Below are 19788 nucleotides of genomic sequence, written 5' to 3' on the forward strand. Positions count from 1 at the left end.
TTAACGATGAGTAAAGCAGGTGCGTCGCTTGCGACCTGTTATGGCCCCGTCAGCACCCATGTCATGACCAAAGCGGAGAATATCCGCCTGCTCATCCTGGACGTGGATGGCGTATTGTCTGACGGCCTGATTTATATGGGCAATAACGGCGAAGAGCTGAAGGCTTTCAACGTTCGTGACGGCTATGGTATTCGCTGTGCTTTGACCTCCAATATCGAGGTTGCCATTATTACCGGACGAAAGGCTAAACTTGTAGAAGATCGCTGCGCCACGCTGGGGATTGTCCATCTTTATCAGGGACAGTCGAATAAGCTGATCGCCTTTAGCGATCTGCTGGAAAAACTGGCCATTGCGCCGGAAAATGTTGCCTATGTCGGCGATGATCTGATTGACTGGCCAGTGATGGAAAAAGTGGGGTTAAGCGTTGCCGTTGCGGATGCGCATCCGCTGCTGATCCCCCGCGCTGACTATGTGACGCACATTGCCGGCGGGCGCGGCGCGGTACGTGAGGTGTGCGATTTGCTGCTGCTGGCGCAGGGCAAGCTGGATGAGGCCAAAGGGCAATCGATATGAGTAAAACCAGACGTTGGGTTATCATTCTACTGTCGCTGGCCATTCTGGTACTGATTGGTATCAATCTGGCGGATAAAGACGATCCTGCTGCCGTGATGGTCAACAGCAACGATCCCACGTATAAAAGCGAGCATACGGATACCGTCGTGTACAGTCCGGAAGGCGCGTTGAGCTATCGTCTGATCGCGCAGCACGTTGAATATTTTTCCGATCAGGCGGTCTCATGGTTTACGCAACCGGTATTAACCACCTTTGATAAGGATAAAGTGCCGACATGGTCGATCAAGGCCGATAAAGCCAAATTGACTAACGATCGGATGCTCTATCTGTATGGCCATGTTGAAGTCAACGCCCTGGTGCCTGACGCTCAATTACGCAGAATTACCACCGATAACGCGCAGATTAATCTGGTGACGCAGGATGTTACCTCGAACGATCTGGTGACGTTATACGGCACAACATTTAACTCCAGCGGACTGAAAATGCGCGGTAACTTACGCAGCAAGAACGCCGAGCTGATTGAAAAGGTTAGAACCTCTTATGAAATTCAAAACAAACAAACTCAGCCTTAATCTTATGCTTGCCGGCTCGCTGCTGGCCGCCAGCATTCCGGCCTTCGCCGTCACGGGCGATACCGAACAGCCTATTCATATTGACTCGGATCAACAGTCGCTGGATATGCAAGGCAACGTCGTGACCTTTACGGGCAACGTGGTGATGACCCAGGGCACGATTAAGATCAACGCCGATAAAGTCGTGGTTACCCGCCCTGGCGGCGAACAGGGGAAAGAGGTGATCGACGGTTACGGCAATCCGGCCACCTTCTACCAGATGCAGGACAACGGTAAGCCGGTGAAAGGCCACGCTTCCCATATGCATTACGAGCTGGCGAAAGATTTTGTGGTGCTGACCGGCAACGCTTATCTGGAGCAGCTTGACAGCAACATTACCGGCGACAAAATCACCTACCTGGTGAAAGAGCAGAAAATGCAGGCCTTCAGCGAGAAAGGCAAACGCGTCACCACCGTTCTGGTGCCGTCGCAGTTGCAAGACAAAAACAAAGGCCAGACTCCGGCGCAAAAGAAGAGTAACTAATTCGTTATGGCAACATTAACTGCAAAGAATCTGGCGAAGGCCTATAAAGGCCGTCGCGTAGTGGAAGATGTCAGTCTGACCGTTAACTCCGGGGAGATTGTCGGGCTGCTCGGTCCAAACGGCGCGGGTAAAACCACCACCTTTTATATGGTCGTCGGTATCGTGCCGCGTGACGCGGGCAATATCATCATCGATGATGAAGATATCAGTCTGCTGCCGCTGCACGCGCGCGCGCGCCGCGGTATCGGCTATTTGCCGCAGGAAGCCTCTATTTTCCGCCGTCTCAGCGTATTTGATAACCTGATGGCGGTACTGCAAATTCGTGACGATTTGACCGCAGAACAGCGAGAAGACCGCGCCAATGAGCTGATGGAAGAGTTTCATATCGAGCATCTGCGCGACAGCATGGGACAGGCGCTGTCCGGTGGTGAACGCCGTCGTGTAGAAATTGCCCGCGCGTTGGCCGCTAATCCCAAATTTATCCTGCTGGATGAACCCTTTGCCGGCGTTGACCCGATTTCCGTTATCGACATCAAACGCATTATCGAGCATCTGCGCGATAGCGGGCTCGGCGTGCTGATCACCGACCATAACGTCCGTGAGACGCTGGCAGTCTGTGAACGTGCCTATATCGTGAGCCAGGGCCACCTTATTGCCCACGGTACGCCGACAGAAATCCTGCAAGACGAACACGTTAAGCGTGTATATCTTGGGGAAGACTTCAGACTCTGATAGGGTAGAGGGCTATGCTGCTCTAGCGGGAGAAAACGACTCTGAATATGAAGCAAGGTTTGCAACTCAGGCTTAGCCAACAACTGGCGATGACGCCTCAGCTACAACAGGCTATCCGTCTGTTGCAGTTGTCTACGCTGGAACTTCAGCAGGAACTCCAGCAAGCGCTGGAAAATAACCCGCTGCTTGAGCAAACCGATCTTCATGACGAAATCGACACTCAGCAACCTCAGGATAACGATCCTCTCGATACCGCCGACGCGCTCGAACAAAAAGAGATGCCGGAAGAGCTGCCGCTTGACGCCAGTTGGGATGAAATTTACACCGCCGGGACGCCGTCCGGCCCCAGCGGCGATTATATCGACGATGAGCTGCCCGTCTATCAGGGTGAAACGACGCAGTCGTTGCAGGATTATCTGATGTGGCAGGTTGAGCTAACGCCCTTCTCGGACACCGATCGCGCTATTGCGACATCCATTGTCGACGCGGTAGATGATACCGGCTATCTCACCGTATCCCTGGATGAAATTCGCGAAAGCATGGGCGATGTAGAGGTGGATCTCGATGAGGTCGAAGCCGTCCTGAAGCGTATTCAGCGTTTTGATCCGGTGGGCGTCGCGGCAAAAGATCTTCGCGACTGTCTGCTGATCCAGCTTTCACAATTCGACAAATCCACGCCGTGGCTGGAAGAGGCGCGGCTCATTATCTGCGATCACCTTGATCTGCTGGCCAACCACGATTTCCGCACGTTGATGCGCGTTACCCGACTGAAAGAAGAGGTGCTGAAAGAGGCGGTAAACCTGATTCAGTCGCTCGATCCCAGACCCGGTCAATCGATCCAGACCGGCGAGCCGGAGTACGTTATCCCGGATGTGCTGGTACGCAAGCATAACGGTCGCTGGACGGTGGAGCTTAATAGCGACAGTATTCCCCGTTTACAGATTAACCAGCACTATGCCGCCATGTGCAATAGCGCGCGCAACGATGCCGACAGCCAGTTCATCCGCAGTAATTTACAGGATGCGAAATGGCTGATAAAAAGCCTTGAAAGCCGCAACGACACGCTGCTGCGCGTCAGTCGCTGCATCGTCGAGCAACAGCAAGCCTTTTTTGAACAGGGCGAAGAATATATGAAACCGATGGTACTGGCGGATATCGCCCAGGCCGTCGAGATGCACGAATCCACTATATCCCGCGTGACCACGCAGAAGTATTTGCACAGCCCGCGCGGTATTTTTGAACTCAAATATTTCTTTTCCAGCCACGTCAATACCGAAGGCGGAGGCGAAGCCTCTTCCACCGCGATTCGCGCGCTGGTGAAGAAGTTAATTGCGGCGGAAAACCCCGCGAAACCACTGAGCGACAGCAAGTTAACCTCTCTGCTGTCAGAACAAGGTATCATGGTGGCACGCCGCACTGTTGCGAAGTACCGAGAGTCTTTATCCATTCCGCCGTCAAACCAACGCAAACAGCTGGTTTGACCCAACCGATAAGGAAGACACTATGCAGCTCAATATCACCGGACATAATGTCGAAATTACTGAAGCCCTGCGTGAATTTGTGACGACAAAATTCGCCAAACTTGAACAGTATTTTGAGCGGATTAATCAGGTATACGTGGTGTTGAAAGTGGAGAAGGTCACGCATATCTCGGATGCGACGCTACACGTTAACGGCGGCGAAATTCACGCCAGCGCGGAAGGCCAGGATATGTATGCCGCCATTGACGGCTTGATTGATAAACTGGCAAGGCAGTTAACCAGGCATAAAGATAAACTGAAACAACACTAATTGTCCGGGCAGTTAGCCAGTGCAGGACGGCCTGTTGTGTGACACAACGGGCCATTTGTACAGTTAGCGCTCCGAACCTGGCCATCAACCTGACAGGACAGGTTCTTAGGTGAAATTATGATAAATAACGATACGACTCTACAACTGAGCAGTGTACTTAACCAGGAGTGTACGCGTAGCGGCGTTCATTGTCAGAGTAAGAAACGCGCGCTGGAAATCATCAGCGAACTGGCGGCAAAACAGCTCAGTTTACCTCCTCAGGTCGTGTTTGAAGCCATTCTGACACGCGAAAAAATGGGCAGTACCGGTATTGGTAATGGTATCGCCATCCCGCACGGGAAACTGGAAGAAGATACCTTACGCGCCGTCGGCGTGTTCGTTCAGCTCGAAACGCCGATCGCGTTCGACGCCATCGATAACCAGCCGGTCGATCTCCTCTTCGCCCTGCTGGTGCCCGCCGATCAAACTAAAACGCATCTGCACACGCTGTCGCTGGTGGCGAAACGTCTGGCGGATAAAACGATCTGCCGCCGCCTGCGCGCGGCGCTGAATGATGAAGAGCTGTATCAAATCATTACTGACACCGAAGGTGAGCAGAATGAGGCATAACAACTCAATGGCATTTCTTTCTGTCGTTGTGAGGAGAAACGGTACATGGTACTGATGATCGTCAGCGGGCGTTCCGGATCAGGTAAATCTGTCGCTCTGCGCGCGCTGGAAGATATGGGATTTTACTGCGTGGATAACCTCCCCGTCGTGCTGTTGCCCGATCTGGCGCGAACGCTGGCCGATCGCCAGATTTCCGCCGCCGTCAGCATTGATGTGCGCAATATGCCTGAATCACCTGAGATTTTTGAACAGGCGATGAATAATCTGCCTGGCGCTTTCTCGCCGCAATTGCTGTTTCTTGATGCCGACCGCAATACCTTGATTCGCCGCTACAGCGACACGCGCCGTTTGCATCCGCTTTCCAGCAAAAATCTTTCTTTAGAGAGTGCGATCGATAAAGAGAGTGACTTGCTGGAGCCGTTACGCTCACGTGCGGATCTGATCGTCGACACTTCAGAAATGTCCGTCCATGAGCTGGCGGAGATGCTGCGTACCCGGCTGTTGGGCAAACGCGAGCGCGAACTGACGATGGTATTTGAGTCCTTCGGCTTTAAACATGGTATCCCGATTGATGCGGACTATGTGTTTGATGTCCGCTTTCTGCCCAACCCGCACTGGGACCCCAAACTGCGCCCCATGACCGGGCTTGATAAGCCGGTAGCCGCGTTTCTTGACCGACACACAGAAGTTCACAATTTTATCTATCAGACTCGCAGCTATCTTGAGCTATGGTTACCGATGCTGGAGACCAACAACCGCAGCTACCTTACCGTCGCTATCGGTTGTACCGGCGGGAAACACCGTTCGGTGTATATTGCAGAACAGCTGGCAGACTACTTCCGCTCGCGCGGTAAAAATGTCCAGTCTCGCCATCGCACGCTGGAAAAACGCAAAACATGACCGTAAAGCAAACTGTTGAAGTCACCAATAAGCTGGGCATGCATGCCCGGCCTGCCATGAAGCTTTTCGAACTGATGCAGGGGTTTGACGCCGAGGTGCTATTACGCAATGACGAAGGCACTGAAGCGGAAGCGAACAGCGTCATCGCTCTGTTAATGCTCGACTCCGCCAAAGGGCGTCAGATCGAAATTGAAGCCACCGGCCCGCAAGAAGTTGAAGCGCTGGCGGCGGTTATCGCGCTGTTCAATTCCGGCTTTGACGAAGACTAAACCTCCCCCTCTATACCCTATTTTCCCCCAACGCCGTCCCGGTATTTGATGACAGTCACCCCAAAACCGGGCGTGTTACGCCTGCCTGCCACTTGTCCCGCAGCCCCACCCTTTCGTAAGATTTGTACATTTCGTGCGCTTTACCTATGCATAAAAACATTAAGAAAACCTTAAAAAATTTCGTTTAGGTTTTGTTTAAGTTCTTTGTCCATACTAAATTTATGTGAATAAATTTTTCCAGGACTTGCCATGATCCTCTTATCGAAACAGACTCCGCTGGGCGCCGGTCGACATCGTAAATGCTATACGCATCCGGATAATGCCCGGCGTTGCATAAAAGTCATTTACAACCGTGACCACGGCGGTGATAAAGAGATTCGGCGTGAACTGAGCTACTATGCGCATCTGTCCCGCTACCTGACAGACTGGAGCGCTATCCCCCGTTATTACGGCACGGTAGAAACCGATTGCGGCACCGGCTATGTCTACGACATGATTACCGATTTCAACGGCGCGCCCTCTATTACCCTGACCGAGTTCGCCGCGCAATGTCGTTATGAAGAGGATGTCGCTGTCCTGCGGCGGCTACTGAAAAAACTGAAACGCTACCTGCTGGATAACCATATTGTGACGATGTCGCTGAAGCCGCAAAACATCCTTTGCCAGCGTATCAGCGAGTCAGAAGTGGTTCCGGTGGTTTGCGACAATCTGGGGGAAAGTACCTTTATCCCGCTGGCAACCTGGTCAACATGGTGCTGTGAACGCAAACTGGAGAGAGTGTGGCAGCGGTTTATCGCCCAGCCTGCGCTGGCCGTTGCCCTGGAGAGGGACGCGCAGCCAAAAAACAAGAAACGGCTGGCGCTTACTTCTCACGAGGCTTAAGACCTGTGCTTATCAGGCCTGGACGACACAGATCGCAGGCCGGATAAGGCTTTCGCGCCGCCATTCGGCAAAATTAATTAAGCTGGTTGCGCGTCATAAAAGATTCCCCACCCAGTTGGCGCATCTGGCGCATAATCCACGCCTGCCGGCTACGCACATAGCCAGAAGGCGCATTCGCCTTATAGCGTAACGGATTTGGCAATACCGCCGCCAGCAACGCGGCTTCAGACACACTCAAGCGACTGGCAGGTTTATGAAAATACCGTTGTGCCGCAGCCTCCACGCCAAAAATACCATCGCCAAACTCCGCGATATTCAGATAAACCGTGAGGATGCGCTTTTTGCTCCAGACAGTTTCAATGCCCAGCGTTAGCCCAGCCTCCAGACCTTTGCGCAGCCAACTGCGTCCATCCCATAAAAAGAGATTTTTCGCCGTTTGCTGCGAAAGCGTAGAGGCGCCGCGAATACGGCTCTCATTCCGCTCATTATGCGCCAGCGCTTTTTCAATCGCCGGAACATCAAAGCCCCAGTGCTCAGGGAACTTCTGGTCTTCCGCCGCAATTACCGCCAGCCCCATCCACGGCGAGATATCCGCCATACTGACCCAGTCAGAATGCGCCACATAACCGAACTCTCCGCCGAGCCAGGCGCTAATCTGCCGTTCCGCCATCACCGCCGAAAAAGGCACCGGAACCACGCTAAACAGCGCAATGCCGCCGCCCCAAAAGACGGCGAGCGCAGCAAGGATACGTAAAAGTAGACGGCGCAAAAACGTTAACGGCGCGATGCGTCGTTTGCTCATTCCGCCAGAACCAGCACGCGCGACACTAATTTATCAATGCCGCTTGCCGCCTGAGCGATATCCTGCGCCAGCATATAGGCAGGGGTGGTCACGACCTTGTTATCCTCGTCCACAACGATATCATCAACCGGGCAAGGTACGTGTTCGGCGCCCATCTCTTCAAGTACTTCAGCGGTATCAATATCCGTCCCTATTGTCAGACGTAGCGGGAAGTCAAAGATTTTCGGCAACATTGCGGGCGCGATACAGATGAATCCCAGCGGCTTGCCGGACTGGTGCATGGCCTTCGCCAGCGCGACGACATCGCTATCCACCCGGCATTCGCTCCCCTGGCTGGCGAAATTACTCAGGTTCTTCGCCGCGCCGAAACCACCAGGCACAATGAGCGCATCCAGTTCCTCTGGCTGAGCCTGGGACAGGGGACGAATATCGCCCCGCGTAATACGCGCCGCCTCAATCAGGACGTTACGCGTTTCCGCCATCGCTTCGCCGGTCAGGTGATTAATAACATCCGCTTGTGGTTTATCCGGCGCGAAGCAGACAGCCTGCGCGCCGCTGCGGGCAATGGCCAACAGCGTCAGAACGGCCTCATGAATTTCGGCGCCGTCATAGACGCCGCATCCGCTGAGCACTACGCCAATTTTTTTCATGGTGAACATCCTCCTGCAACCGACTCAAGACCATTAATAATTTTGATTAAAATGCTACGCTTCACACATTTAAATGATTCATGTAACAAATCATTTAGGATTTGCTATCTTAACTGCGTGCGGCCTGAAAACAGGACTGCGCCTTTGACATCATCATAATAAGCACGGCGCAGCCACGATTTCCCTGGTGTTGGCGCAGTATTCGCGCACCCCGGTCAAACCGGGGTCATTTTTTTTCCGCGTTTGCCACCCAGGCTTTCAGCACCGCGACATCGTGCTGCCACTCCTGCTTCATCTCTTCAATCCATTCCGCGACATTATCTTCCCAGGCGGGAAGATCCGGCGACTGGATTTGCTGGCCAAGCTGTTGCAGATGACGCAGTCCTACCGAACCGGCGGCGCCTTTAATCTTATGCCCTTCCTCAACGACGCCTTTTTTGTCACGCGCCGTCAGATTGGACTCCAGCACACTTAAATAGCCAGGCATCATTTTTTCAAACACCGCGAGACCGTCGGTGATCAATTTAGGCCCGACCAACTCGATGTATTGTTCCAGCATCGGGATATCCAGCAGCGCTTGCGCTTTATCGCTCTCTTCAGGCGTCACGGTACTCTCCTCTTTATCGGTGGCATCCCAGAATTTTTTAATCATCGCGGTTAAGGCCGGCACCGACAGCGGCTTACTCAGCACATCGTCCATACCAGCGTCCAGATACTCTTTTTTATCTTTCAGAACGTTAGCCGTAAGCGCTACCAGCGGCGGTAAATCTTCCCGCGTGTGGCGACGGGTCAGTTCTCTGGCAATATCCAGACCCGTCATATCCGGTAGCTGAATATCCAGTAAGACCAGGTCATATTCGCCCGGCGCGAACATCTCCAGCGCCGCCTTGCCGGTCATCGCGACATCCACGCTGTTCCCCAGTTTTTCCAGTACTGAACGCGCCACAATCACATTCAGTTCAATATCTTCGACCAGCAGAACATGCAGCGCGGGCAGCGGCATGTCGTCTTCATCAAAGGAGTCCTCCACCTCTTCCGCCACCGCTGGCGCATGAACCGTTAGCGTAAAGGTCGATCCTTTGCCCGGCAGACTGGAGACGGTAATATCGCCGCCCATATTTTTCGCCAGCCGACGGGAGACCGCCAGCCCGATACCGGTACCCGTCGCCGGCTTACCGCCATGACTGTCTTTCACCTGATAATACATGGCGAAAATTTTATCCTGCTCATCCTGCGGAATGCCGATCCCGGAATCTTCCACTTCAAAGTGCAGCATGTCGCCTTCATCATAACGCGCCCGCACCGTCACCTGGCCCTGCTGAGTAAACTTCACCGCATTGCTGATCAAATTCCATAAAATCTGGCGCAAACGCGTTCCGTCGGTAATGACTTTGTGCGGCAGCGGCAGCGTCGGCTCAAGCACAAAACGTAGCCCTTTTTGCTGCGCCTGCAAACCGGAAAGGTTTTCCAGATCGGCCATAAAGCTGGTGAAATCAACCGGTTGGTTATCAAGCTGAACCTTACGCCGCTCCATCTTATCCATATCAATGATATCATTGAAAATATTGCCTAACGTCACGGCGGAGACATGGATTGTTTTAAGGTATTTTTCCTGTTCGGCGGTGAGATCGGTATCCAGCAGGATGCGGCTTAAACCGACGATGCCGTTAAGCGGGGTGCGCAGCTCATGACTGATGGTAGAGATAAACGTGGTCTTGTCGCGGCTGGCGCGTTCCAGCGCGTCCTGATAACGCTTACGTTCGGTAATATCACGACCAAATCCCATCAGGCCATGACGTTTACCGACACGGTCGTAATAAGGCACTTTACGAATTTCAAAGCAGGCCTTTCGTCCGTCCGGATAATCCAGCCACTGTTCATAGGTCAGGGAGACGTTATGGCGGAATACTTTTTCGTCGGTTTCAATGACTTTCTCCGCCGCTTCGGGAGAGTACACATCTTCCGGCTTCAAATGCACCAGCTGTTTTTCGCTCTTGCCGGTTAGCAATTCCATTGCGCGGTTACAGCCGGAAAACTCTTTATCCTCATTACGATAAAAAACCAAATCCGGCGAGGCGTCCAGAAAGGAGCGCAGAAAAGAGGATTGCTGTTCTAGCTGGATTTGCGCCTCTTCACGCTCTTTAATTTCTACTTTTAGCTGTTCAAATGTCTCTTGCAGCTCCGCTTCCGCTTTTTCGCGATCGGCAATTTCCTGATTAAGCTGGGCAATATTGTCCTTCAACTGTACGTTAAGCTTGAGATCGCGCTCGCGCATCTCCTCCAGCTTTTGCACCAGACGCGACAGTCGCTGCCTTGACTCTTCCAGTTGTTCAACAACAACGGATAAGAAATAGACCGCCCAGGGCGTAATTAACAGGCCAAAAAAGATGGAACGAATAACGTCGATACTTTCAACCTGACCATGCAGCACCATGGTCACCGCCATCTGCACGACAATCGCCAGCACCACCAATGCCAACGCCAGGAGCATGGAAAAGCGCACCAGACCCAATTTCATCATCAGGTCGACATAGTATTGCGCCAGCATACGAATTTGCTTCATAGAGGATTCCTTCACCACAACTTCGCACATAATACCCAATTATGGGAACCGCGTTGAATATTGTGCGAAATATGCGTAGCGCCCCTCATCACGCTACGCTACAGGTGGTATCCAGGGACGGGCCAGCGCAGAGCCCTGCACGCCATGCTCATTCAGGTATTTGTCCAGCTCAACCATCCCCGTCCAGCGATTCTCGCACCACAGCGGGGCAAGCAGCGTCGGACGGCGAGCGCTGGCTGAAATTCGGTGATAAATTACCTCCGGCGGCGTATGACGAATCATCTCACCTGCCGTTAGCGTGTAGTCGTCCAGTTCGATGCCGTTCAGCCGCCCCGCTTCCCAGGCTTTGGCCATCGTACTGCCTTTCACAATATGCAGCGGATGCAGTTTAATACCGTCAACGCCCGTCTCCACCACACGCTCCATGGTTTGCAGGCATTCTGCCTGCCCTTCGCCCGGCAGCCCCACAATCAGATGCGCGCACACTTTCAGCCCGCGCTCCCGGGCAATCCGGGTGGTACGCTGATAGCAGGCGAAGTCATGCCCGCGGTTAATTCGGTGCAGGGTTTTATCGTGCGCGGTTTGCAATCCCAGTTCCAGCCACACCTCGTAGCCTTGATCTTTATATTCACACAGTAAATCTACTACTGCCTGCGGGACGCAATCCGGACGCGTACCGACGCATAACCCGACGATACTGGCCTGGCTGACCGCCTGTTGATACATGGAACGCAGCACCTGCACTTCCGCAAAGGTGCTGGTGTAGGCCTGGAAATAGGCCAGATAGCGTTTAGCGCGGTTCACCAGATGCGCCTGATGCGCAAGCTGCTCGGCAATCGAATGATGCTGCTGCGCCTCATCGGCAAAAGAGGCGACATTACAGAAGGTGCAACCGCCACGCCCGATGGTGCCGTCGCGATTAGGGCAGCTAAAACCGCCATGAAGCGTCAGCTTATGAACCTTTTGCCCATACCGACGTAAAAGATCCCCACCAAACATATTGACTAATTTCTGTAACTGCATAATCTGATAGACCGCCTCTTAAAAAGAGGCCAAAGCCTGCCATTTTTAGTCTCCTTTGGCGATGACCTGGATCAATCGTCCCGGAAGGCTTTTATCCATTGCATAATCAAGCAAAATAAACGATATTTCATTCATAATCCCGCTGATGATTTTTCCTGATATTCCCCTCTTTTTTCAGCGTTTGCTGGGTCATCGATAAAAACAGTAGCATTCAATACTGCTCACGCTTAAAACAGCATAAAATGCCAAGATTTTTGAAAAAGCAAGGTCAGATAACGTCTGGCGAGCGGCTCTTATAGTGAGACAGATCACAGGCTTTCTGCCGCTCCGTATTAGCAGCCCCTCTATAAAAAACCTTTTAATTTCAACAGATTCAAAAAGTTATCTGTGCTACAGCACACTTTTGCATAAATCAGTTTGCCATTTGACCTGGGTGTGGATTCCCGATAAGTTGGGGATCCGCTGGAAGCTTTCTGGATGAGCCGTCTGCTCATCATATTTATGCAGTAATTGAGATTCCCTCTTAACCGTATTTACCAATGCGCAAAGGACACAAAGAGGGCGAATGCGAGGTAAGCGTATGATGCGCCAGCCCCGTCGCCATGCTCTTGCTGTGCCCGCGCGCCGTCGGTTGAGAGAGCGTCCCGTAGAGCCTGGGGAGGTTCACTGATATGTTGTACGATAAATCCCTTGAGAAGGATAACTGTGGTTTCGGCCTGATCGCCCACATAGAAGGCGAACCTAGCCACAAGGTAGTGCGTACCGCCATACACGCGCTGGCCCGGATGCAGCACCGTGGCGCGATCCTTGCCGACGGTAAAACCGGCGACGGTTGCGGCTTGCTGTTACAAAAACCTGACCGTTTCTTTCGCATCGTGGCCGAAGAGCGCGGCTGGCGCTTAGCCAAAAACTACGCCGTCGGGATGATCTTTTTGAATAAAGATCCTGAACTGGCCGCCGCGTCACGCCATATTGTCGAAGAAGAATTACAGCAGGAAACCCTGTCGATTGTCGGCTGGCGCGATGTGCCAACCAATGAAGGCGTGCTTGGTGAAATCGCCCTCTCCTCTCTGCCGCGTATTGAGCAGATTTTTGTCAACGCTCCGGCGGGCTGGCGTCCGCGCGATATGGAGCGCCGTCTGTTTATCGCCCGCCGACGCATTGAAAAACGTCTGCAGGACGACAAAGATTTCTACGTATGCAGCCTGTCGAACCTGGTCAACATTTATAAAGGTCTGTGTATGCCGGCGGATCTGCCGCGCTTCTACCTGGATCTTGCGGATCTGCGTCTGGAATCGGCCATCTGCCTGTTCCACCAGCGCTTTTCCACTAACACCGTGCCGCGTTGGCCGCTGGCGCAGCCGTTCCGCTACCTGGCGCATAACGGCGAGATTAACACTATCACCGGCAACCGCCAGTGGGCGCGCGCCCGTACCTATAAATTCCAGACGCCGCTGATCCCGGATTTACAGTCCGCTGCGCCGTTTGTTAACGAAACCGGTTCGGATTCCAGCTCGCTGGACAACATGCTGGAACTGCTGCTGGCAGGCGGGATGGACATCATCCGCGCCATGCGCCTGTTGGTGCCGCCCGCCTGGCAGAACAACCCCGATATGGACCAGGATCTGCGCGCCTTCTTTGACTTTAACTCCATGCATATGGAGCCGTGGGACGGACCGGCAGGCATCGTGATGTCCGACGGGCGCTTCGCCGCCTGTAACCTTGACCGTAACGGCCTGCGCCCGGCACGCTATGTCATTACCAAAGACAAGCTGATCACCTGCGCCTCCGAAGTCGGTATCTGGGACTATCAGCCGGATGAAGTGGTCGAGAAAGGCCGCGTCGGTCCAGGCGAGCTGATGGTGATCGACACCCGCGGCGGACGTATTCTGCATTCCGCGGAAACCGATGACGATCTGAAAAGCCGCCATCCGTATAAAGCGTGGATGGAAAAGAATGTTCGCCGTCTGGTGCCGTTTGAAGAGCTGCCTGATGAAGAAGTCGGTAGTCGCGAACTGGACGATGACCTGCTCGCCAGCTATCAGAAACAGTTTAACTACAGCGCCGAAGAGCTGGACTCGGTTATCCGCGTGTTGGGCGAAAACGGCCAGGAAGCCGTCGGCTCAATGGGCGACGATACCCCCTTTGCCGTGCTCTCCAGCCAGCCGCGTATTATTTACGACTACTTCCGCCAGCAGTTCGCGCAGGTCACTAACCCGCCTATCGACCCGCTGCGTGAAGCGCACGTCATGTCGCTCGCCACCAGCATCGGTCGCGAAATGAACGTCTTCTGCGAAGCGGAAGGTCAGGCCCATCGCCTGAGTTTTAAATCACCAATTCTGCTGTACTCCGATTTCAAACAGCTCACCACCATGAGCGAGCATCACTACCGCGCCGACTGGCTTGATATTACCTTTGATGTCACCGAAACCACACTGGACGCGACGGTTAAAGCGCTGTGCGATAAAGCGGAACAGATGGTGCGCAACGGCACCGTGCTGCTGGTCCTCTCGGATCGCAATATCGGTAAGAATCGCCTGCCGGTGCCCGCGCCGATGGCGGTGGGCGCGGTGCAAACGCGTCTGGTGGAACAAAGCCTGCGCTGCGACGCCAACATCATCGTAGAAACCGGAAGCGCCCGCGATCCGCATCACTTTGCGGTACTGCTCGGCTTTGGCGCAACGGCCATCTATCCGTACCTGGCCTACGAAACGCTGGGGCGTCTGATTGATACCCAGGCCATCGCTAAAAACTACCGTACCGTGATGCAGAACTACCGTAACGGCATCAACAAGGGGCTGTACAAGATTATGTCCAAAATGGGCATTTCGACCATTGCCTCTTACCGCTGCTCCAAACTGTTTGAAGCGGTCGGGCTGCACGATGATGTGGTAAACCTGTGCTTCCAGGGCGTGGTCAGCCGTATCGGCGGCGCGAGCTTTGATGACTTCCAGCAGGATCTGCTGAATCTCTCCAAACGCGCCTGGCTGGCGCGCAAACCCATTAGCCCGGGCGGCCTGCTGAAGTACGTCCACGGCGGCGAATATCACGCCTATAACCCGGATGTCGTGCGTACCCTGCAACAGGCGGTACAGAGCGGCGAGTACAGCGATTATCAGGAATACGCCAAACTGGTCAATGAGCGTCCGGCGGCAACGCTGCGCGATCTGCTGGCGATACATCCAGACGGCGAGGCGGTGACTATCGACGAGGTTGAGCCCGCCAGTGAGCTGTTTAAACGCTTTGATACCGCAGCCATGTCTATCGGCGCATTAAGTCCGGAAGCGCACGAAGCGCTGGCGGAAGCGATGAACAGCCTCGGCGGCAACTCCAACTCCGGCGAAGGCGGCGAAGACCCGGCGCGCTACGGCACCAATAAAGTGTCGCGTATCAAACAGGTGGCCTCCGGTCGCTTTGGCGTGACGCCAGCGTACCTGGTCAATGCCGATGTGATCCAGATTAAAGTCGCGCAGGGCGCGAAACCGGGCGAAGGCGGTCAGTTGCCGGGGGATAAAGTCACTCCGTATATCGCTAAACTGCGCTATTCAGTGCCGGGCGTGACGCTGATCTCCCCGCCGCCGCACCACGATATCTACTCTATCGAGGACTTAGCGCAGCTGATTTTCGACCTCAAACAGGTCAACCCGAAGGCGATGATCTCCGTGAAGCTGGTGTCCGAACCGGGCGTTGGCACCATCGCGACCGGCGTGGCGAAAGCCTATGCGGATCTGATCACTATCGCCGGCTACGACGGCGGTACCGGCGCCAGCCCGCTCTCTTCGGTGAAATACGCTGGCTGCCCGTGGGAACTCGGACTTGTTGAAACCCAGCAAGCGCTGGTCGCTAACGGTCTGCGTCACAAGATTCGTCTGCAGGTGGACGGCGGTCTGAAAACCGGCGTCGATATCATTAAAGCGGCGATTCTCGGTGCGGAAAGTTTCGGCTTCGGCACCGGCCCGATGGTGGCGCTGGGCTGTAAATACCTGCGCATTTGCCATCTGAACAACTGCGCAACCGGCGTAGCAACTCAGGATGACAAGCTGCGTAAGAACCACTATCACGGCCTGCCGTTCAAAGTGACTAACTACTTTGAATTTATCGCCCGCGAAGTGCGCGAGCTAATGGCTTCACTTGGCGTGACCCGCCTGGTGGATTTGATTGGCCGCACCGACCTGCTTAAAGAGCTGGAGGGCTTCACCGCTAAACAGCAGAAGCTGGCGCTGTCTCGTCTACTGGAAACCGCTGAACCTCATCCGGGTAAAGCGCTGTACTGCACCGAGAATAACCCGCCGTTTGATAACGGCGTGCTGAATGCGCAACTGTTGCAGCAGGCGAAGCCATTTGTCGATGCGCGCCAGAGCAAAACCTTCTGGTTCGACATCCGCAACACCGATCGTTCCGTCGGCGCGTCGCTTTCCGGCTACATCGCACAGACCCACGGCGATCAGGGGCTAGCTTCCGATCCGATTAAAGCGCACTTCAGCGGTACCGCAGGCCAGAGCTTTGGCGTGTGGAACGCGGGCGGCGTGGAGTTATATCTGACTGGCGATGCCAACGACTATGTCGGTAAAGGTATGGCAGGCGGTTTGATCGCCATCAGACCACCGGTAGGTTCCGCCTTCCTCAGCCATAAAGCCAGCATCATCGGCAACACCTGCCTGTATGGAGCGACCGGTGGCCGTCTGTACGCGGCGGGCCGCGCGGGCGAACGTTTCGGCGTGCGTAACTCCGGGGCGATTACCGTAGTAGAGGGCATCGGCGACAACGGCTGTGAATACATGACCGGCGGTATCGTCTGCGTGCTGGGTAAAACCGGCGTTAACTTCGGCGCGGGGATGACCGGCGGCTTCGCCTATGTGCTGGACGAAGATGGCGAATTCCGTAAACGCGTGAACCCGGAACTGGTAGAAGTACTGGACGTTGATTCGCTGGCTATCCACGAAGAGCATCTGCGCGGCCTGATCACCGAGCACGTGCAACATACTGGTTCGCAACGCGGCGAAGAGATCCTGTCCAGGTGGTCAAGCTTCTCAACCCAATTCGCGTTAGTTAAGCCCAAGTCCAGCGATGTCAAAGCCCTGTTGGGCCACCGTAGTCGTAGTGCGGCAGAATTGCGCGTGCAGGCGCAGTAAGGAATTGAAATGAGCCAGAATGTTTATCAATTTATCGACCTGCAGCGCGTTGATCCGCCGAAGAAACCGCTGAAGATCCGTAAGATCGAGTTTGTTGAAATCTACGAACCGTTTTCTGAAGGTCAGGCGAAAGCCCAGGCGGATCGCTGTTTGTCCTGCGGGAACCCCTACTGCGAGTGGAAATGTCCGGTACATAACTACATCCCGAACTGGCTGAAACTGGCTAACGAAGGGCGTATTTTTGAGGCGGCTGAGCTATCGCACCAGACCAACACCCTGCCGGAAGTGTGTGGCCGCGTCTGCCCGCAGGACCGCCTGTGTGAAGGCTCCTGTACGCTGCACGACGAGTTCGGTGCAGTAACCATCGGTAACATTGAGCGCTATATCAACGATAAAGCGTTTGAGATGGGCTGGCGCCCGGATATGACCGGCGTGCGCCAGACGGACAAACGGGTAGCGATTATCGGCGCAGGTCCGGCAGGGCTGGCGTGCGCCGACGTGCTGACCCGCAACGGCGTGAAGGCGGTAGTCTTTGATCGCCATCCGGAAATCGGCGGCCTGCTGACCTTCGGTATTCCAGCTTTCAAACTGGAAAAAGAGGTGATGACCCGCCGTCGCGAGATCTTCACCGGCATGGGTATTGAGTTCAAACTTAATACCGAAGTGGGCCGCGACGTCGAACTTGACGAGCTGTTGAAAGAGTACGACGCGGTGTTCCTTGGCGTCGGCACCTATCAGTCGATGCGCGGCGGGCTGGAAAATGAAAATGCGGACGGCGTATTCGACGCTCTGCCGTTCCTTATCGCCAATACGAAGCAGATCATGGGGTTTGGCGAAACCAGCGACGCACCATATGTCAGCATGGAAGGCAAACGCGTGGTGGTGCTGGGCGGTGGTGACACCGCAATGGACTGCGTACGTACCTCCATTCGTCAGGGCGCAACGCACGTAACCTGTGCTTATCGTCGTGATGAAGAGAACATGCCGGGCTCCAGACGCGAAGTGAAAAACGCGCGCGAGGAAGGTGTCGAATTTCAGTTTAACGTTCAACCGCTGGGCATTGAAGTCAATGTCAACGGCAAAGTGAGCGGCGTAAAAATGGTGCGCACTGAAATGGGCGAACCGGATGCCAAAGGCCGTCGGCGGGCGGAGATCGTCGCCGGTTCCGAGCATGTGGTTCCGGCTGATGCGGTGGTGATGGCGTTTGGTTTTCGTCCACACAGCATGGAATGGCTGGCGAAACACAGCGTGGAACTGGACTCGCAGGGACGAATTATCGCGCCGGAACGCAGCGATAATGCTTTCCAGACCAGCAACCCGAAAATCTTCGCCGGTGGCGACATCGTGCGCGGTTCCGATCTGGTGGTGACGGCGATTGCCGAAGGCCGTAAGGCGGCTGACGGGATTATGAACTACCTCGAAGTGTAACCCTTCCGGCTCCCCGGTTGATGCCTTGTGCTGATGGCTGGGGAGCCGATATTCCTCTCCTCAATATCTCTCCTGCCGATTCTGGAAACCCGCTCGTAAATCGAGATGTAATGTCATGTAAAATCCGTTCATGGATTGATCCGTTTACGCCTGAAGCGTATTGATAGCGTTCTAATTTCACAATGAAACTATCACGTAAGGGATGACATGACGAATCCAACTTTAGCGCCACAGTCTGATGAATATCAGCAAATTCATAACGGAATTGTTCAACTGCTGGATACAGCGCGGACACAAACCGTTCGCAGCATCAACACCATCATGACAGCAACCTATTGGGAAATGGGTCGACGCATTGTTGAATTTGAACAAGGCGGTGAAGCCAGAGCTGCTTATGGTGAACAGCTAATTGATCGTTTATCACAGGATTTAAGCCAAAGATATAAACGAGGTTTTTCTGCCAGTAATCTATGGCAATTTAAAAAGTTTTATCTTTATTTTCAAAAAATTGAGATTCTCCAGACAGTGTCTGGAGAATCTCTCCATTTGGCGCAACTGGCTAAATCTTTCCCACTCCCCTGGTCGGCGTATGTCCGCCTCTTGTCGGTAAAAAATCCCGATGCCCGCACTTTTTACGAGAAAGAGACGCTACGTAACGGCTGGTCCGTACGGCAGCTCGACAGGCAAATCGCCACTCAATTTTACGAACGAACACTACTGTCCCACGACAAATCCGCCATGTTGCAGCAGCCTGCACCCGCCGAGCCAAACGTTTTGCCAGAGCAAACCATACGCGACCCGTTCATTCTGGAATTTCTTAACCTGAAGGACGAGTATTCCGAATCAGATCTCGAAGACGCGCTGCTCAGCCACCTGATGGACTTTATGCTGGAGCTCGGTGACGATTTTGCTTTTGTTGGCCGCCAACGCCGACTACGCATAGACGATAGCTGGTTCCGCGTCGATCTGCTGTTCTTCCATCGTCGCTTGCGCTGCCTGTTGCTCGTTGACCTGAAGGTAGGCAAATTCAGCTATAGCGATGCCGGGCAGATGAATATGTACCTGAACTATGCCAAAGAGCACTGGACAATGCCCGGAGAAAACCCGCCAGTCGGCCTGGTTTTGTGCGCAGGGAAAGGCGCGGGGGAAGCGCATTACGCGCTGACTGGCCTGCCAAACACCATCATGGCGAGCGAGTACAAAGTGCAGTTGCCCGACGAAAAATTACTCACAGACGAACTTATTCGTTCGCAAACCATGCTGGAAACTCAACTCACACGCGGTGGTTCACTGACAACGGAGAAAAACTAGCGAACCATTAATTCCATGAATAATTATC

General features: G+C 54.0%; 17 protein-coding genes. 13 read left to right on the plus strand and 4 right to left on the minus strand.

Annotated features, from left to right (window positions below):
• Positions 1-6: 6 nt before the first annotated feature.
• The 10 genes from kdsC to yrbL all read left to right on the plus strand — a co-directional run bounded on the left by kdsC (position 7) and on the right by yrbL (position 6851).
• Positions 7-573, plus strand: a complete 567-nt coding sequence (gene kdsC / locus ACLJZ5_RS08940) for a 3-deoxy-manno-octulosonate-8-phosphatase KdsC (protein WP_000030029.1) — start codon at positions 7-9, stop codon at positions 571-573.
• Positions 570-1145, plus strand: coding sequence for an LPS export ABC transporter periplasmic protein LptC (lptC, locus tag ACLJZ5_RS08945; RefSeq protein WP_000047845.1), 576 nt, complete (start codon positions 570-572; stop codon positions 1143-1145). The genes kdsC and lptC overlap by 4 nt, the downstream gene beginning before the upstream one ends.
• The gene (gene lptA, locus ACLJZ5_RS08950; protein ID WP_000669770.1) at positions 1114-1668 is read left to right on the plus strand and encodes a lipopolysaccharide ABC transporter substrate-binding protein LptA; all 555 of its coding nucleotides are present in this window, start codon (positions 1114-1116) and stop codon (positions 1666-1668) included. Before lptC ends, lptA begins: the two co-directional genes overlap by 32 nt.
• A 6-nt stretch (positions 1669-1674) precedes the next feature.
• On the plus strand, positions 1675-2400 hold the full coding sequence (gene lptB / locus ACLJZ5_RS08955) for an LPS export ABC transporter ATP-binding protein (RefSeq protein WP_000224104.1): 726 nt from the start codon (positions 1675-1677) through the stop codon (positions 2398-2400).
• 47 nt (positions 2401-2447) lie between these two features.
• Positions 2448-3881: an RNA polymerase factor sigma-54 gene (gene rpoN / locus ACLJZ5_RS08960; RefSeq protein WP_000809020.1), complete on the plus strand. Its 1434-nt coding sequence runs from the start codon at positions 2448-2450 to the stop codon at positions 3879-3881.
• 22 nt (positions 3882-3903) lie between these two features.
• Positions 3904-4191, plus strand: a complete 288-nt coding sequence (hpf, locus tag ACLJZ5_RS08965) for a ribosome hibernation promoting factor (RefSeq protein ID WP_001176589.1) — start codon at positions 3904-3906, stop codon at positions 4189-4191.
• Between the two features lie 117 nt (positions 4192-4308).
• Positions 4309-4800 carry a PTS IIA-like nitrogen regulatory protein PtsN gene (ptsN, locus tag ACLJZ5_RS08970; protein WP_000609332.1) on the plus strand — a complete coding sequence of 164 codons (492 nt, stop codon included), beginning with the start codon at positions 4309-4311 and terminating at the stop codon, positions 4798-4800.
• 45 nt (positions 4801-4845) lie between these two features.
• Complete coding sequence (gene rapZ, locus ACLJZ5_RS08975) at positions 4846-5700, plus strand: RNase adapter RapZ (RefSeq protein ID WP_000243749.1); 855 nt, start codon at positions 4846-4848, stop codon at positions 5698-5700.
• Positions 5697-5969, plus strand: a complete 273-nt coding sequence (gene npr, locus ACLJZ5_RS08980; protein WP_000216797.1) for a PTS phosphocarrier protein NPr — start codon at positions 5697-5699, stop codon at positions 5967-5969. The genes rapZ and npr overlap by 4 nt, the downstream gene beginning before the upstream one ends.
• 249 nt (positions 5970-6218) lie before the next feature.
• The gene (gene yrbL, locus ACLJZ5_RS08985) at positions 6219-6851 is read left to right on the plus strand and encodes a PhoP regulatory network protein YrbL (RefSeq protein ID WP_023219250.1); all 633 of its coding nucleotides are present in this window, start codon (positions 6219-6221) and stop codon (positions 6849-6851) included.
• Between the two features lie 73 nt (positions 6852-6924).
• On the opposite strand, the gene mtgA is transcribed toward yrbL, so the two are convergent.
• The 4 genes from mtgA to ACLJZ5_RS09005 all read right to left on the minus strand — a co-directional run bounded on the left by mtgA (position 6925) and on the right by ACLJZ5_RS09005 (position 11889).
• Complete coding sequence (gene mtgA, locus ACLJZ5_RS08990) at positions 6925-7653, minus strand: monofunctional biosynthetic peptidoglycan transglycosylase (protein WP_000044648.1); 729 nt, start codon at positions 7651-7653, stop codon at positions 6925-6927.
• On the minus strand, positions 7650-8303 hold the full coding sequence (gene elbB / locus ACLJZ5_RS08995; protein WP_000719811.1) for an isoprenoid biosynthesis glyoxalase ElbB: 654 nt from the start codon (positions 8301-8303) through the stop codon (positions 7650-7652). Before elbB ends, mtgA begins: the two co-directional genes overlap by 4 nt.
• A gap of 226 nt (positions 8304-8529) precedes the next feature.
• The gene (gene arcB, locus ACLJZ5_RS09000; RefSeq protein ID WP_024797484.1) at positions 8530-10866 is read right to left on the minus strand and encodes an aerobic respiration two-component sensor histidine kinase ArcB; all 2337 of its coding nucleotides are present in this window, start codon (positions 10864-10866) and stop codon (positions 8530-8532) included.
• Between the two features lie 93 nt (positions 10867-10959).
• A complete protein-coding gene (locus ACLJZ5_RS09005) occupies positions 10960-11889 on the minus strand; it encodes a TIGR01212 family radical SAM protein (protein ID WP_001176879.1) in 930 nt (309 codons plus the stop codon).
• 671 nt (positions 11890-12560) lie between these two features.
• Between ACLJZ5_RS09005 and gltB the strand changes: the two genes are divergently transcribed.
• From gltB to ACLJZ5_RS09020, 3 genes are all read left to right on the plus strand, one after another.
• On the plus strand, positions 12561-17021 hold the full coding sequence (gltB, locus tag ACLJZ5_RS09010; RefSeq protein WP_023214002.1) for a glutamate synthase large subunit: 4461 nt from the start codon (positions 12561-12563) through the stop codon (positions 17019-17021).
• Positions 17022-17030: 9 nt separating this feature from the next.
• A complete protein-coding gene (gltD, locus tag ACLJZ5_RS09015; RefSeq protein ID WP_024797485.1) occupies positions 17031-18449 on the plus strand; it encodes a glutamate synthase subunit GltD in 1419 nt (472 codons plus the stop codon).
• Between the two features lie 207 nt (positions 18450-18656).
• Entirely contained in the window at positions 18657-19760 is a 1104-nt protein-coding gene (locus ACLJZ5_RS09020) for a YhcG family protein (protein ID WP_024797486.1), read from the plus strand.
• The last annotated feature ends 28 nt before the right edge of the window (positions 19761-19788 follow it).

The organism is Salmonella sp. 5800 (genome assembly GCF_046558195.1).
GTDB classification, from domain to species: Bacteria; Pseudomonadota; Gammaproteobacteria; order Enterobacterales; family Enterobacteriaceae; genus Salmonella; species Salmonella enterica.